This is a genomic window from Methanolobus tindarius DSM 2278, assembly GCF_000504205.1.
Lineage (GTDB): Archaea > Halobacteriota > Methanosarcinia > Methanosarcinales > Methanosarcinaceae > Methanolobus > Methanolobus tindarius.
The window spans coordinates 1,058,753-1,074,255 of record NZ_AZAJ01000001.1 but is presented as its reverse complement, the minus strand read 5'-3'; the positions used below and the strand labels follow the sequence as shown (position 1 = coordinate 1,074,255).

General features: G+C 40.8%; 17 protein-coding genes. 10 read left to right on the top strand and 7 right to left on the bottom strand.

What is annotated here, in order from left to right; translation table 11 throughout:
• Positions 1-42 precede the first annotated feature (42 nt).
• The 9 genes from METTI_RS05170 (at position 43) to METTI_RS05130 (ending at position 7,318) form a co-directional block, all read left to right on the top strand.
• Complete coding sequence (locus METTI_RS05170) at positions 43-699, top strand: HAD family hydrolase (protein WP_023844771.1); 657 nt, start codon at positions 43-45, stop codon at positions 697-699.
• Positions 700-799: 100 nt separating this feature from the next.
• Positions 800-1,516 (top strand): tetratricopeptide repeat protein, encoded by a 717-nt coding sequence (locus METTI_RS05165; protein WP_023844770.1) that lies wholly within the window; start codon positions 800-802, stop codon positions 1,514-1,516.
• Positions 1,517-1,676: 160 nt separating this feature from the next.
• On the top strand, positions 1,677-2,927 hold the full coding sequence (locus METTI_RS05160; protein WP_023844769.1) for a cysteate synthase: 1,251 nt from the start codon (positions 1,677-1,679) through the stop codon (positions 2,925-2,927).
• 15 nt (positions 2,928-2,942) lie between these two features.
• The gene (locus tag METTI_RS05155; protein ID WP_023844768.1) at positions 2,943-3,707 is read left to right on the top strand and encodes an ATP-binding cassette domain-containing protein; all 765 of its coding nucleotides are present in this window, start codon (positions 2,943-2,945) and stop codon (positions 3,705-3,707) included.
• Positions 3,704-4,402, top strand: a complete 699-nt coding sequence (locus METTI_RS05150) for a GTP-binding protein (RefSeq protein ID WP_023844767.1) — start codon at positions 3,704-3,706, stop codon at positions 4,400-4,402. Before METTI_RS05155 ends, METTI_RS05150 begins: the two co-directional genes overlap by 4 nt.
• A 3-nt stretch (positions 4,403-4,405) precedes the next feature.
• On the top strand, positions 4,406-5,047 hold the full coding sequence (locus METTI_RS05145) for a (Fe-S)-binding protein (RefSeq protein ID WP_023844766.1): 642 nt from the start codon (positions 4,406-4,408) through the stop codon (positions 5,045-5,047).
• Positions 5,048-5,071: 24 nt separating this feature from the next.
• The gene (comD, locus tag METTI_RS05140) at positions 5,072-5,596 is read left to right on the top strand and encodes a sulfopyruvate decarboxylase subunit alpha (RefSeq protein WP_023844765.1); all 525 of its coding nucleotides are present in this window, start codon (positions 5,072-5,074) and stop codon (positions 5,594-5,596) included.
• Positions 5,593-6,147 (top strand): sulfopyruvate decarboxylase subunit beta, encoded by a 555-nt coding sequence (gene comE / locus METTI_RS05135; RefSeq protein WP_023844764.1) that lies wholly within the window; start codon positions 5,593-5,595, stop codon positions 6,145-6,147. The genes comD and comE overlap by 4 nt, the downstream gene beginning before the upstream one ends.
• Positions 6,148-6,280: 133 nt before the next feature.
• Positions 6,281-7,318, top strand: coding sequence for a hypothetical protein (locus METTI_RS05130; protein WP_023844763.1), 1,038 nt, complete (start codon positions 6,281-6,283; stop codon positions 7,316-7,318).
• A 9-nt stretch (positions 7,319-7,327) separates the two neighbouring features.
• Here the strand turns inward: METTI_RS05130 and METTI_RS05125 are convergent, their stop codons facing one another.
• The 7 genes from METTI_RS05125 to mdh form a co-directional block, all read right to left on the bottom strand.
• Positions 7,328-8,614, bottom strand: coding sequence for a methanogenesis marker 16 metalloprotein (locus METTI_RS05125; RefSeq protein WP_023844762.1), 1,287 nt, complete (start codon positions 8,612-8,614; stop codon positions 7,328-7,330).
• A 102-nt stretch (positions 8,615-8,716) separates the two neighbouring features.
• A complete protein-coding gene (locus METTI_RS05120; protein ID WP_023844761.1) occupies positions 8,717-9,850 on the bottom strand; it encodes a hypothetical protein in 1,134 nt (377 codons plus the stop codon).
• Positions 9,851-9,929: 79 nt separating this feature from the next.
• Positions 9,930-10,880: a tyrosine--tRNA ligase gene (locus tag METTI_RS05115; RefSeq protein ID WP_023844760.1), complete on the bottom strand. Its 951-nt coding sequence runs from the start codon at positions 10,878-10,880 to the stop codon at positions 9,930-9,932.
• A gap of 168 nt (positions 10,881-11,048) precedes the next feature.
• Positions 11,049-12,425, bottom strand: a complete 1,377-nt coding sequence (locus tag METTI_RS05110) for a serpin family protein (protein WP_023844759.1) — start codon at positions 12,423-12,425, stop codon at positions 11,049-11,051.
• 78 nt (positions 12,426-12,503) lie between these two features.
• A complete protein-coding gene (locus tag METTI_RS05105; RefSeq protein WP_023844758.1) occupies positions 12,504-13,244 on the bottom strand; it encodes a tRNA(His) guanylyltransferase Thg1 family protein in 741 nt (246 codons plus the stop codon).
• A gap of 1 nt (position 13,245) precedes the next feature.
• Complete coding sequence (locus tag METTI_RS05100; protein WP_023844757.1) at positions 13,246-13,515, bottom strand: PRC-barrel domain-containing protein; 270 nt, start codon at positions 13,513-13,515, stop codon at positions 13,246-13,248.
• 116 nt (positions 13,516-13,631) lie between these two features.
• Positions 13,632-14,555, bottom strand: a complete 924-nt coding sequence (gene mdh, locus METTI_RS05095) for a malate dehydrogenase (RefSeq protein WP_023844756.1) — start codon at positions 14,553-14,555, stop codon at positions 13,632-13,634.
• A 190-nt stretch (positions 14,556-14,745) separates the two neighbouring features.
• On the opposite strand from mdh, the gene METTI_RS05090 reads away from it, so the two are divergent.
• A complete protein-coding gene (locus METTI_RS05090) occupies positions 14,746-15,495 on the top strand; it encodes a ribonuclease H-like domain-containing protein (RefSeq protein ID WP_023844755.1) in 750 nt (249 codons plus the stop codon).
• The last annotated feature ends 8 nt before the right edge of the window (positions 15,496-15,503 follow it).

Sequence of the window (15,503 nt, the reverse complement as noted above, 5' to 3'; positions counted from 1 at the left end):
TTGTCACATAAGCTTTATTGTAGATAAGGTCAATTACAGCCCATGCTCAGTTCCCTTATTTTTGATATGGATGGCGTGCTTGTGGATTCTATGCCCTATCATGCCGAGGCATGGATGCAGGTATCCCGTGAAGTGGGTGCCAATGTAACTTCTGAAGATATATACGAAATTGAAGGTGCCAATCACAGGCTGGGCTTGCAATGGCTTTTTGAGAAAGCAGGTGGAAATATTGATCCGGCTAAGTACGATACTATTTTACAGAGGAAAGTAGAGATCTTTACAAGCATCGCTGATGTCAAACCATTTGATGGAATGGCAGATTGTCTGAAGGCGATGAAAAACAAGTTCCAGCTGGCTGTTGTAACAGGTTCTGAGCGTGTGACAGTTGAGTCTTTCATGGATAAGTTCTTCCCTGGTATTTTTGATGTAATAGTTTCCGGTGAGGATGTCCATTATGGAAAACCATATCCTGAGCCATATCTCAAAGCTGTTGATCTACTTGGAATAGAAAAAGAAGAATGTCTTGTGGTTGAAAATGCCCCAATGGGCGTGGAATCTGCAAAAAGAGCAGGTCTTTATTGTGTGGGCGTACCAACATACGTTTCTCCGAATAAGCTTTCACAGGCGGATATTGTGTTAAAGGACCATTCATCATTAACAGATTATCTGTATCGCCATCTTCCTGACTATTCCCAATAATTTCAGATTATTTTTCATTTACACGTTAATGAATTGTTGAAAAGCTTAGATTAGTAGTTGTTCGTAAGTTTTTAAAATACCATAGTCTATATTATTCAGTATGGAAAATAAAAGCGAACCTGACATGAAAGCTGCATTACAGGATAATCTGCAAAGTCTGAAAGAGAGTTTCATTGAGACTCCGAGCATGGAGTTTCTTCTTCAGATAGTTGCCACCTATCACGGACTTGAGATGACAGAGAGGGGAATTGGCTTTGCAGAAGCAATTCTTATGCAGATAGAGGATGAAAAGGAACGGCTTATTCATACATCAATGGTCTTTGAGATGGTTGATTTCAATGATGATGCGCTCGCCGTTTTAAGTGAAGCCATGGAAAAATATCCTGACGATGTACAGGTAAAGAATCATCATGGTATGCTTTTGAATAAGAGCTCAAAGTTTGAAGACGCACTTTCCATTTATGAAGAATTACTGGAAATCAGTCCAGAATCACTTGAATCACTTTCAGGTAAACTGATAGCTCTTATAGGTCTTGGAAGACATGGTGATGTGCTGAAATTGTATAAAACCTCGATTTCCATAACTCCTTCATCACCTCAGGACTGGCACTTCAAAGGTGTTATTGATGGTCTTCTTCGGGATTATTTTGACCGTGAAAAAGGAAAATCAATTACAGAAGGGCAGGCAGAGAAGTTGTCCAAAAGCTTTGATTCAATAACTCACATTATGGACGGCCTTGGTCCGGAAGTTAGCAATTTCTATATGATGGGCAATTTTGCAGGTAAAGAGATTTATCACGAAATGCTGGATAAATAAAATATGAATTAAAAACTTGAGGGCAAGTTCCTCAAGTTTTTGCAAGGAATCAACATATTAGTTTCCGTTTTGTGCCATGTATTTTTAAATAGTATCCTTTTCCGGAAAACAAATCTCTTTTTAGGGTAACTTTTATAACAGCTTTTTCCTCATTATTTATATGGACAAGTATAGTGTAAAATGCCTGCTGTGTGGCGAAGTTCATGACCATTACTCCCTGAATTGTAAAAACGGGGACCAGTCTCTTCTTCGTGCATATTACACAGCAAAACAGTTAATTCCAACTGACATGCCAGGTATCTGGAAATATTACAACTGGCTTCCTGTTGACGGTATTATTGAGGAAGGCTCCGGCAGGACTGTTACTTACAAAAGTGAGGCTTTAGCTTCCAAACTGGGGCTTAATGATTTGTGGATTGCCTTCAATGGCTACTGGCCTGAAAAAAAAGCAAATTTAATGACATGTACTTTCAAGGATCTTGAATCATTCCCGACAATGCAGAGAATCAGGGAACAGGAAGAAAAGAGAATAATGGTTGTGGCATCCGCAGGAAACACTGCAAGGGCATTTGCCAATGTTTGCAGCATAACGGGACAGCCACTTCTTCTTGTGGTTCCAAAGGAAAGTGTCCACAGATTATGGACACTACACGATGATAATCATTCAGTCTGCCTTGTAACAGTTGAAGGCGATTATTTTGATGCGATTTCCCTTGCAGGCAAGATTGCTGCAAGAGATGGATTTGTTAATGAAGGCGGTGCTAAGAACGTAGCCAGACGTGATGGCATGGGTACGGTTATGCTTGATGCAGTACTGACATCCGGCAAACTCTTTGACCATTATTTCCAGGCGGTTGGAAGCGGGACTGGCGGAATCTCCGCATGGGAAGCTTCACTGAAATTGCTTGATGACGGCAGGTTCGGAGAAACTCTTCCAAAGCTCCATTTAGGTCAGAGTCTCCCATGTGCACCTTTGTATTCTCTATGGAAAGGTGTTGATGCGGTAGACGCTGCATGTCCTGAAGGAATGTATGATGATGTTCTCTTTAACAGGAAGCCACCTTATGCACTGAAGGGCGGTGTGAAAGACGTAATTGAAGCAAGCGGTGGCGATATTTACGCTGTAACCAACGAGGAAGCATCCGCTGCTCAGGAACTTTTTGAGAAGTCAGAGGGAATTGATCTCAATCCTGCTGCTGCGGTTGCAGTTGCAACACTTGTACAGGCGGTTGAATCCGGAGCAGTAAAGCCCAATGAGAAGATAGTCCTGAACATTACCGGTGGCGGTCAAAAACGCCTGATGCAGGATTATGAATTGAAACAATTACCTGTTTCACTCGAGGTATCGGCAAAAGATGAAGATGCCGAAGACAAGGTAGTAAAAAAAGTATCAGAAGTATTTGGAATTTGATGATTGGTGTGAAAAATGAGTGAAATAATCAACCTTACCATTTTAGGCGGTGTCAACAAGGATGGAGCTGACGAGCCTATAAGATCAGTGGAAATTTCCCGCGGTGAAATTGTGGGAATTGTAGGTCCGACAGGTTCCGGAAAAAGTACGCTTATTGATGATATCGAGCAGCTTGCCCAGGGTGACACCCCAACAGGCAGGACAATTCTTGTCAACGGTGAAAAACCTGATGCAAACATACGTGTTGACCCACGCAAGAAACTTGTTGCCCAGCTCTCCCAGAATATGCATTTCCTTGCAGACATGACCGTTGAAGAATTTCTGCAAATGCACGCACGCAGCAGGGGTAAGGACGAAAGCCTTGTCTCAAGGGTTATTGAACTTGCTAACACACTTACAGGTGAGCCAATTGCTCCACACCACCACCTCACAGCTCTTAGCGGTGGGCAGTCCAGGTCACTCATGACAGCAGATATTGCGGTAATAAGTGATTCACCTGTGGTTCTTATTGATGAAGTTGAGAATGCAGGTATTAAGAAACAGGAAGCTCTCCAGTTGCTTGCAGGCGAGGGTAAGATCGTTGTTGTTGTTACACACGATCCTGTACTTGCACTTATGTCCTCACGCAGAATTGTCATAAGGAACGGCGGAATGGTTGATATTATCACCACAAGCCAGGAAGAGCAGGATGTCTGCTGCAAGATTAGCGAAGTTGATAACTGGCTCATGTCCCTGAGAGAAACCATCAGGCGCGGCGATATTGTGGAGCAGGTTGCATGAAACTGGTAGTACTTGCAGGCACACCTGGTTCAGGAAAAACCTCTGTTCTCTTGCACACCATCAAAGCTCTCATGAGGAATGAGAAACGTCCTGCGGTTGTCAAGGTAGACTGTCTCTGGACTGATGATGACCAGCGTTTCAAGAGGCTTGACATCCCTGTGCATGTAGGACTCGCCAAGGACATGTGTCCTGATCATTTTACTATTTATAATACCGAGGAAATGCTCAGGTGGGCAGAAGCAGAAGGTGCTGATGTCCTGTTAAGTGAAACAGCAGGACTTTGCCTGCGCTGTGCTCCATATCCTGATGAATGTCTTGCTGTATGTGTAATTGACGTTACAACAGGTCCTAATACTCCTCTGAAAGTTGGACCATTACTTACAACTGCTGACATAGTTGTCATGACAAAAGGCGACCTTGTTTCACAGGCAGAGCGTGAGGTTTTCAGGGAACGTGTACTTGAGGTTAATCCCGGATGTAACATCGTTGAAGCAAACGGACTGACCGGCAAAGGTGCATTCGAACTTGCAGAACTTATCCGCTCTGGACCCGATGCTGTTGACAATATGCTCCTGCGTTACAACCCGCCACTTGCAATTTGCTCTCTCTGTACCGGTGAAACAAGAGTTGCAAGAAAGCATCACATGGGAGTCCTGAGAAACCTTGATGGTTTCATGGAATACAAGGGGGAATAACCCTTGAGTGAAATTGAAAAACTGCTTCCCGGTTACAACTGTGGAAGCTGTGGTTTCCGTCAGTGCAGGGATTTTGCAGCAGAACTAGCTGAGAGCAAAAATGCTGAAGATCTGAATAAATGTCCATTTCTAGCCCGTGACAATTTCAGGGACAATGTGGATAAGATCCTCGTCCTCCTTGGAAATGAGATTCCAATGGCCGAAAAGATAGTCGGAATTATCGATGGCCTGGAGGCAGATTTCACACTTGCACCTCTGCGGGATGAATGTTCATGCAGGGAAGATATCCACCCATTTGACGGTTCTATTGAAATAGAAGTTGGAGACATACTTCGTTACAGGCCACTGGGATGTCCTGTGACTCACTTTGCAAAAGTCATTGACAAAGTACCGGGAATATATACAGTTCACATGGTAGGGCCGCTTCACAGGCTTGGAAATGACGATTTCAAGTTCAAGGATGTTGGTCTATGTATGATACTTGCCTTTGATGGCAAAGTTGCAAAGGGCAATATCCCCAAAGTCGGCCAGACAGTACGTTTCGTACCTGAATACTGCATGATGCAGAAAGTTCACTCCGGCATGGTTGTTGGAGTTGAAGGAAAGAACGTGCGTATTGAAGCTATTGATCTTAAAGTATGGTAAAGTATAGTATAATTTGGTGATGTCATGACAGTTTCCCCAGAAGTTCTCACTCCATCTGAATCTGTATTCAAAGGCATAAAGGATGCAGGAATTGATTTTATTGTTAGTGTTCCCTGCGCCAATCTCAAGGAACTGATTCCAATGGTTGATGAATCTCCCGGAATTCTCCATCTTCCGGTAACCCGTGAGGAAGAAGGCGTGGGAATCTGTGCCGGAGCCTATATGGGTGGGAAAAAAACTGCAATGCTCATGCAGAATTCCGGACTTGGGAATTCAATCAATGCTCTTGCTTCACTGAATCAACTTTACAACATCCCGCTTTTGATGATAATGAGCCACAGGGGCGTTGAAGGTGAACCTATTGTAGCTCAGGTTCCAATGGGCGAACTCACTTCAAAGTTGCTTGATACAATGGAAATCCCATATTTCATGCCGGAGAAGGATGTTGACCCTGCAGACCTCATTGTTAGAGCATGGAACACAGCAGCAGAGCAGAAAACACCAGTTGCGGTACTTTTACCAATACCATTCTGGAGGAAGCAGGCATGAAACGCATAGATACTATCAATGAGATTGCGGCAAAAGTAAAGGAAAGCGGTGCTCTGCTCATAGGCAATATCGGAATCCCATGTAAAGAGATCCATCATGTGTGTGATGTTCCGACAAATTTCTACATGCTTGGTTCCATGGGACTTGCTTCTTCAATTGGTCTTGGACTTGCTCTTGCACGCCCTGACAAAAAGGTTGTTGCAATAGATGGCGATGGTTCCATTCTCATGAATATGGGAACCCTTGCAACCATAGCTACACAGAGTCCTGAAAATTACCTGCTGGTAATAGTTGATAACGGCGCTTACGGTTCAACAGGAAACCAGCCCACTGCTACTTCAGTTGTTACTAATCTTGCAGCAGTTGCAAGAGGTGCAGGAAACAGGGATGTTTTTGAAGTCTCTACTCCCGACGAACTCAGGAATGTGCTGAAAAGCACAGATAAAGGTATCATTGTTGCAAAAGCAGAGCCGGGAAATACGGATGCACCGGTAATTGAAATGACACCTGAAAGAATTATTGAGCGGTTTATGGAGAAATCAAGTCACTAATATAATTTCATTATAAACTTCAAATCATTCTAAGGAATTCTTTGGGAATTATTCACTGCTGATGACACGGTCACATCATATGTAGTCATCTCCACCAAAAAAGTATATCTTCTTGCAAATAATCTTTGTTAATATGGCAGCAACAGTAAATTCAACAGTTCAAGGACTGTTATTGTGGACAAATGGACATGATAGCCTATTGACACTCTTATTCACTGCTGTGGTTGCTCTAACAACTGTTGTTTATGCAATTTTAACTTGGAAGTTGGTTTCTGAAACAATTAAAATGAGAAAGGTGCAGACTGAACCACATATTTCAATAAGTATCCAGCCAAGAGAAGAGAAATTCGGTCTTATCGATATGATTGTGCAAAACATAGGATTGGGGCCGGCTTACGATGTCAAATTCGATATTTCTTCTGATTTTGATATAATAGCAGGACACAAATTATCAGATATCGGATTTTTTAAAAATGGGTTACAGTATTTCGCTCCTAATCAGAAAATAAAGTTTTTCATGGCGAGTGCTTATCAAAAAAATTATAACGATACCCTCAAAACGAAAATACAAATCACTGCAACATATAGCAATGCTTCTGGAACTAGGTATTCTTCACCATACTCTATAAATTTCTCTGAATTAGAAGGACTTATCTCAGCAGGCGAATCCCCCATTTATGAAATTGCAAAGTCATTGGATAAAATCAATTCAAATATTGATAGAATTGCGGATGGAAGGGCCAAAATAAAAACAATATGTTATACCAAAGATGAAATTGACCAGCAAAAAAAAGAAGATATTAATAAGCTAAGAACGGTTCCACCTAAAGAAAACCAAATTGGAAAATGGGGAGAGCATTTGCCTTTTGCTTGTTATGGCTCAATTGAAAAGGGAACCAAAATAGAAGTGGGAAATGAAGAAATAACAATATCTTCATTGCAATATTATGATTTATTGCGCAAATTCCGTGGAAAAACAGTGACTATTGGACTCCCTGATTCCAGAGATTTTGTTCCCGATGGAAGTTTAGGTGCTTGGTTACGAGACAATGTGCGAAGAATACCACTTGCCGCTTATGTAGGCCCCATACTTATAAAAGAAGGGTATGCTGAAAAAAGTGAAGATGGAAAATTCATTATTTTCAAAGAAGACATCCAATTAAAGTTCTAAATACCAAGTTTATTGCGGATATATCCTCTCAACCATCTCATTGAGCTTGAATTCTCCGCTCAATATCTTTTCTTTTAATTTTTCTGCCAGTTCTTCCGCTCTTTTACGGTCTGACTGTCTCAGAACAATAGGAACATCCTTGTGTTGTCCTTCCAGTTCAAAGTGCAGGGTTCCAAGTTCGGCAGTGAAAACTCCTCCCGGGCAGACAGTTGAGCAGAATCCGCAATTGAAGCACTGGTATCTGTTCAGCATCATCCTGTCGTCTTTGCGCTGAATTGCTTCCATGGGACAGTCTCTGATAGGTTTGCAGACTTCACAATCAAGGCATGCGTCAGGGTTGAAATTTATTGCACGGTCAGTATTCTTCCATGCATCGGCGTAGGTACTGCTACCAATCATCACTCTTTTATCGACATCGTTTACAACCATTGGAATGTCACTGTCTGTCTGCAGGGCAGCATCAAGTACAGACTGGCTAGTGACTGGTATAGCAATTGCCCATGATGCTATGCACTCCGGTCCGGCGGATGTTTTGAATCCTCCCATTAGGGCTGCGTCCATCTTGTGCATATCGGCAACGCCTGTGAGATTTGGTTTTGCAGGGCTGCTGCGTGTTCCTTCGCCGATAACAAAGCCTTCGGCTCCGTTCATGAGTACGCGTGTACCAATTCCAATTGTTTCCATCTTTGGGTCATTCTGAACCGGATTAATCTCTCCACAACCGGAAAGCGTTGCACTGTGCATGTCAGGGCTGAATTGGGTTGCATGGAAAATAGTGTTCACAGGTTTATCGGAACCATTTACAAAAGCTGCATAATTCTTGAATGCATGTCTTGTGGCATAGAGTTTGGCAAAAGGCATATCCACCAGTTTAACCTGGCTTTCGATTGTTTCTTCTTCATTTGTTACAACAGAAACATTGACTTCCTTTCCTTCAACAAGTTCCCTGAAAAGATGACCGGCACCATAATTGTGTTTGAGGACTGAATGTGCAGTTCCAAATACTATTGCATCGACGATTCCAAGACTTTCATTCGGGCATGGTCCAACATGGGCAGGAACGCCGTTGAGAAGCACTTTTGATGCTCTTTTGAAACATACTGGAGAATTTACAGGGAAGGACAGAACAGCATAAGTTCCGCTCATAATGGCTCTTGTTGCGGTTGTAACAACGTCCACATCCATGCTGGAAACGTCTTCTCCTTTGTCAACAAGTTCGGATATCTCCTGAGCTGTCATTACAACAGCTTCTTTATTTTCTAATTTCTCCCTGATTTCAGCTACTGAACGTCCCAAAACTATCCCTCATAAATTGGTTACCATTATTCGCTTAAATATTAATTCAAGCGTAAGTAAATATAGAGCTAAAAGTAAAAAAAGGTTGCAGCATTTGCTGCATTAATCAACATTAAGGATGCTGGCAAGTTCCAGACCTTCGCTTCCAAGTTCTGCGAGCTGGTCAAATGCCTCTTCCTTAGTTATGTATTTCTCGGTTCTGGTTCCATCAGATGCTTCAATCTTGATTGTGATCTCATTCTTGACATAACCCTTTTCCAGAGATTCGCTTACAATTTCACCGTACTGCTCAGCAATAAGTTTCAGGCAGTCAAATACCTCATTATTGCGCACTGCATCTTGACCATCAAGAAGTATCTGGGTAAGTTTCTGGTGTTTGATGAAAAGTTCCATGTACTTTTTAACATCGTTTACAACGCCTGAAACGTCGTCGATGTTTAATGACTGTAACAGTTTTTCATCACCAGTTATTTCGAATTCTCCCTGGTATATCTGGTATGCATCACTATCAGAAACAATCTTGAATTTCTGGTCACCTTTCTTGTTCTCAAAACTCAGATCAATGTGTGCGACACCATCAAAGTTCATAGAAGTAATTGTGTAATCAGAAACATCAATCATTTTGACCTTGTTTTCTTTTGAGAAAATACCTGCTTTGGTCCAGGTTGGCAGGGACAAGTCGCCATAGACTTCCCTGACGGAAAGAATATCGTGAGCATAAACAAGGTCGCAGGAATATTCCATTCCTGAAAAAGATGCTTTCAGAGTTCCTTTCAGAGTTCCGTCTTTTGAGGATACTGAGTATGCTTTGTTCGCCCCGTATATGCCGGACTCAAAAAGAGGATTCAGATTGTTCAGCAGGTCCATTTCTATTTTATAGATACCACTTTCGGACTGCCTTTTAATCTGTTCCAGTTTTAGGTTGAGTTCCTTGAGTCCTTTGTCAGCAGTTTCAACGCATGCATCAATAACTGAGTTTCTGCATTCAAGAATTTCTTTTTCCTCTGCACCCTTTGAACGCTCATCCACGTATTGTTGAACGTCCTTGCTAAAATCCTCTATTTCTCTGATCCTTGCTTCAAGAGAGGATATCTCTTCAGTTTCTTCCTCACTGAGCTCAATTGCAGAATTTTCAAGTGGTAGGACCTTTTTCGCCATTTCTATGAAATTGTTAAGGTCCTGAATAAAATCTCGTTGTAAAGGTAATTCGGTAGAGTCCTGAAATGTATATTTCATCCTAATCCCCGTCTTGTTTTTAATCTTATATTCTTGCAGACATAATATATAAATTACCACTCAGGGGATGAAGCGTATTTTAAATTACGCTTCTCACCACTTCAAGTATCATATTCATGTACTTTGTAGCACCGTTTTTGAGATCCATCGGATGAAGCTCACCGGATGCGAAAACTTTCTCCAGTTCCTCATATCCTTTACATACGAGGTTACCGCCAAACTTCTCAGGTCTTTCAAAAACGATCTCTTCATATCTTGGGCATATGTGGTATTTGAAAAGCTCCATTACAGGATTATCCTCAACCTGCTCTGCAGGGCAGAATGCTTTCTTCAGCTTTTTCTTCAAATCAGCTTCAGTATCATCTACGGATATGAAATTGTTATTCGATGAGGACATCTTTTCCCCGTCAAGTCCCAGAATAATTGGTGTGTGGATACACAGCGGTGCTTTAAATCCAAGTCCTGGAAGTCCTTCTCTTCCAAGCATGTGGATCTTTCTCTGATCAATTCCCCCAACTGCAACGTCTACGTCAAGCATTGCGATGTCAATTGCCTGCATGATTGGATAGACCATCTGTGATACTGCCGGGTCATCCATTTTCCTTCCGACTTCATCCATACTCCTTGTTGCCCGGTTCAGGGTTGTGCTGCGGGTAAGTTTCAGAACGTTAAGGATGTATTCCTGTCCGAGCTGGTAGTCTGAACCATAGACAAACCTTGTGTTCTCTTCGTTAAGTCCCAGTGCAATGAAGCATCTTTTGTTGTAATCTGCAATCTCACGCACCTCTTCAAGTGTTCCCTTTTTGTTGAGGTATGCATGCACATCTGCAAGAAGTACGGTAATCTTAAATCCAGCTTTCTGAAGGTCAAGAAGCTTGTTCACAGTAAGAACGTGTCCCATATGGATCTTACCGCTTGGCTCATATCCGACATAGGCTGTAGGATGTTCCTTTGTTTCAAGAAGTTGTTTAAGTTCGTCCTCAGTCACTATTTCCTGTACATTTCTTTTTATAAGCTCAAGTTTATCCATATGTTCACCTTATAAATCGTGGAATCTATAAACACATCTGTCTTTAAATGCTTTTTCTTATTTCGCGCTTTTCTGGAAAATTAGATACTTTTAGGTCAAGCTTGAATGTTGGGAAATGCTGGAGCGTAGAGTGAGGTTGTAAAATGAAAAAGTAAATGTCAACGACATTTACTCATACTCAGGACTTTCCACTTTACCTATAAATAGAATACATCCAGTTCTCTTATCCTCTATGAAAAACATGAAAGGATGATCTACTTTGAAATCTCTTACAGGATCAGGCTCAACATATGCTTCATCAACGCACATCACAACTGCCGTTGCTGCTGCAGCCTCTGTTCCTTGTTCCTGAACATCAACAAAAGCTTGATGAATTACATTGGATATTGTTAAGTTTTCATCAGAGATTCCACTAAAGGTTGAGTTATTACTACTATCAAAAGCATCTACCATCCCCATTTTAATGAGGGAATTTGCTAGCTCGGTCTTTGTTTCAAATTTGAATTTTGGAAGCCATGTTCTAACTTCGTACTTAGAATCCATATTTGACTTTAATGTATTATAATCATTTAGTGAAAAAGAAGTTTCAAAATCTTGAATTTCATTCTCATTTGGAAGAACAATGTACATGCAAAGATCGTTTCCCTTGTACGGCAATTCTAGTATTTTTGCATTTGAGCTTTCACCATAACTAAAATACTTTTTTGCATACATGGTTTCTACACTTATTTCTTCATCTTGAGCTGGATAAAAAGACTTATCCTGGGTATTTTCTTTGTCAAATTCATCCATCCATTTTCCATTAAAGTAAATTGCATTTGTGAGGATTAGTCGAGTGTATTTAGGCTTGATTACACCATCAGGAATCAAGTCTTTTATTTTATCATTTGTCTTGCTTTCAACCCAATCATTTATCAAAACCCTCGAATTTTCAGGCTGATTTACAAAATCGACTTTTGCTACTTTTCCAGAATAGTAATTTACAGCATTAGAAATGTATTGTTGCTTTAGATCAAAGTCTTTCTGCACCCACAATGCATTTGCGGTTTCCAGTTCATATTCATCGCTTCCCGAATTAATCTCACTGATTAAGTCCTTTGAGCTCATTCCTAAAACAGTCTTGTTAAGTGGGAAATAGAACACATTTGCTATTTGTTCTTTTGTAGAGTTCTCAGCACCATCATAGCACATTGCTACTGCGGTGAAAATGCTGTATGGGGAAAAGAATACGTTTTGCTCATTTTCAACTATGACCATTGAATACATATCAAAAGCAAAAGCATTGTTTGCAATTGCAATATCATAGTTTTCAACTGAGTCGGTATTTATTGTAGAGTTAATATCAATCGTATTTTCGTCAATTGCTGATTCGTTAATTTCTACAGAATGTATATTTGTCAGATTAGTTGAATTAGATGAAACATTAGAATCCATAGAAAAATTCGTGTTTGATGTATTATTCGTATTTGTGTTTTCCACACACCCGGTACAGAGTAATACGAATAAACTTAGCAAAGAGATTAAAATTAATTTACTTATTTTCATGTATTATAGTAAATGTAATACTTATTTAACTCTTTTCAATTTTACATGCAAGTTAAATTGGTACTATCTTTCTTTATTTCACTCATCTGCCGTTCTGGCAAGCAGTTTTTCAAGAAAAGTATCTCCTTCTTCAGAAGAGAATAAAGGAATGTCATATTCAGTAAACACTCTTGTCCGTGTACTGGTAGTTTTGACATTAAGCTGAGGGTTGAATCCTTCAATCTCAGTCTCCTTTTTCATTATCAGAATTCCACGCCTTTGCCACGTAGGAACTTTGGAGATGTTGATCCCTCTTTCAAAAAGCAGCTCATGCATATCAGATGCTCCCTTGTTCTTAAGCATCTTTGCAGCTTCATGTTCTTCCATGCCTTCAGAAATAAGGGTGTAATAAGCGTAGGAATTGATGCAGTTTCTCCAGGCTTCATCCTGTCTCCAGACGAGATATTCACGGACGTCTTCTTCATGCATTGGAATTATCCTTGAATCGAAGGAAACCGGTTCTTCAGGATTAAGTGCCATCGTAAAAGCACTGCTGATGTAAGATGGAATTATCGAGTCCAGTTTCTCTATTCTGCCATCAAAGGCATTGTCCCTGAAAAACAAACTTATTTCATCAGAAAAAGTATAAGCAAAAACAGGGCTCAATCCGCTTTTCTTAAAGAAAGCTTCAACAGCCTCTACAATTGCGGATGTGAACCTTTTGTCATAAGGTTTCTCAAAACCCATGCGTGACAGCGCATTCTTAAAATTCCTGCCATCAATGCGCACGACCACAGGCGGTATGCAACGCAGATCTGAATAGATCTCTCGCCTTTTCATATCAGTCTTCTTCTACCACTTTGTTGGCTTTTCTGAACTTGTTTACAACATTTCTCACAAGAACAATATCTCCTGCGGTGATAACCCACCTGTAAGGAATAATAACTCCTCTTGAAGTAACATCGAAAATATCTCTATTGATGTCAGAAACAGCAAGTCCTTTGACAAATCTCTCGTCTACATCTAACACAAGGTCAGCGACTTTACCTACATATGTACCTGTTTCGGTATAAATGTTCAATCCAAAAAGTGAAGTTATGTCTGCACGCATGATATCCCTACCCTCTTTTATTTTACTTATATATGAATATTTGTATGTAAGTCGGAAATTTCGTGTGTTATGTCCTGTTTCTTGAACATTTTTCCTTTTATTTTCCTAAAATTGCCTTATATCCTGATAGTTGCGATTCCTTCTTTAACTGTTTCTGCTGACTTTTGCAGGGCACTTGTTTCCTCATCGGTGAGTTCCAGCTCAATTATCTCTTCAACGCCGTTTCTTCCAAGTTTTACAGGTACACCAAGGCAAATATCATGCTGCCCATATTCACCATTAAGGAATGCAGATGCAGGGACAATTTTCTTCGTATCATTGAGTATAGCTTCCACCATAATTGTGATGGCGGCAGATGGTGCATAGAAAGCACTTCCATTTTTCAGGTGCCCCACAATCTCTGCACCGGCATTGACAGTTCTTTCAACTATTCTGTTAATAGTTTCCCCGTCCATGAGCCTACTCAGTGGAATTCCGGAAACAGTTGAATACTCAGGGAGAGGAACCATTGAGTCTCCATGTCCTCCAAGAACCATGGCATTAATATCTCTCACAGAACAGTTCATTTCCTTTGCAATGAAGGATGCAAAGCGGCTTGAATCCAGCAGACCACTCATTCCAAAAACCCTGTTCCTGTCAAACTGGGTGCAGCGAAGTGCTGCGTAGGTAATAATATCAAGAGGATTTGTCACAGTCATTATAATTGAATCTGGTGCATATTTCTGGATATTTTCACAGACCTGCTGTGTGATTTTAATATTAGTAGCCAGCAGGTCACTCCTGTCCATTCCGGGCTTTCGTGCAATTCCTGCTGTAACTACGACTATATCTGAACCTGCAATGTCTGCATAATCATTTGTCCCTGTTACATCCACATCGTAACCCATAAGTGGAGCCGCCTGAAGTATATCTAGTGCTTTTCCCTGTGGCAGTCCTTCAACGATGTCAACCATGACGACATCTGCGATGTTAAGTTCTGCAAGTCTCTGGACTGTGGTGGCACCTACATTGCCTGAACCGATAACTGCAACTTTATTCATGTAAATCTCCTTCTGGGTTTGATTAACTTTGTAGTACAAATAAGGTCTGATTGTGGTATATGTGGTATAAATTATTTCGTCAAATTGGAAATTGAACCTACATATATAATTACGGACTTTATTTTATTTAGTATTTGCATCAGAGAAATATAGTTATCAATACCCTCTGTTATAATGGATAGGGGATATCATGCTTACAAGTACTTACATTCACATGCCGCGGATTGGTGCAACCGTGGAAAAAAAGATATGGACTAATGGAATCAAAACATGGGATGAATTCATGGATAACCATAATTGCCTTCTGATCCCCCCAGCCAAAAAGGACATGATAAGGACAGGGATTCAGGATTCAAGGGATCATCTTGACGCCAGGAATTTTGAGTTTTTTGCAAAATCGCTGCCAACTTCTGAACACTGGAGGGCTTTCAGGGAGTTTTCAGACAAAGTGGCTTATGTGGATATAGAGACCACAGGTCTTTCTCCGGGAAGCTCATCTATCACAGTTGTAGGGATATATGATGGAAAAGAAGCCAGAACATTTGTAAAAGGAATTGATCTTGATGATATTGTGGATATATTTCCGAAATACGAGTTCCTTGTTACCTTTAACGGAGCAAGGTTTGACCTGCCTTTCATAAAGCGTGAATTCCCCGAAATAGAATTCAACCAGCTTCACGCAGATCTCATGTATCCTCTGCGCCGCATAAAGCTTACAGGCGGCCTGAAAACGATAGAATGTGAACTTGGTATTTCAAGGGCAGAAGAAACCGTAGGTATCAGTGGTTTTGATGCTGTGCGCCTGTGGCATCAATATGAACGTGGTGATGAAGAATCTCTTGATTTACTACTGAAGTATAACCGTGAGGATATTGTCAATCTTAAGACTATTATTGACATGACACTCCCTCGTTTTATCGAAAACAAATTCTCTCAATAACTATCTCA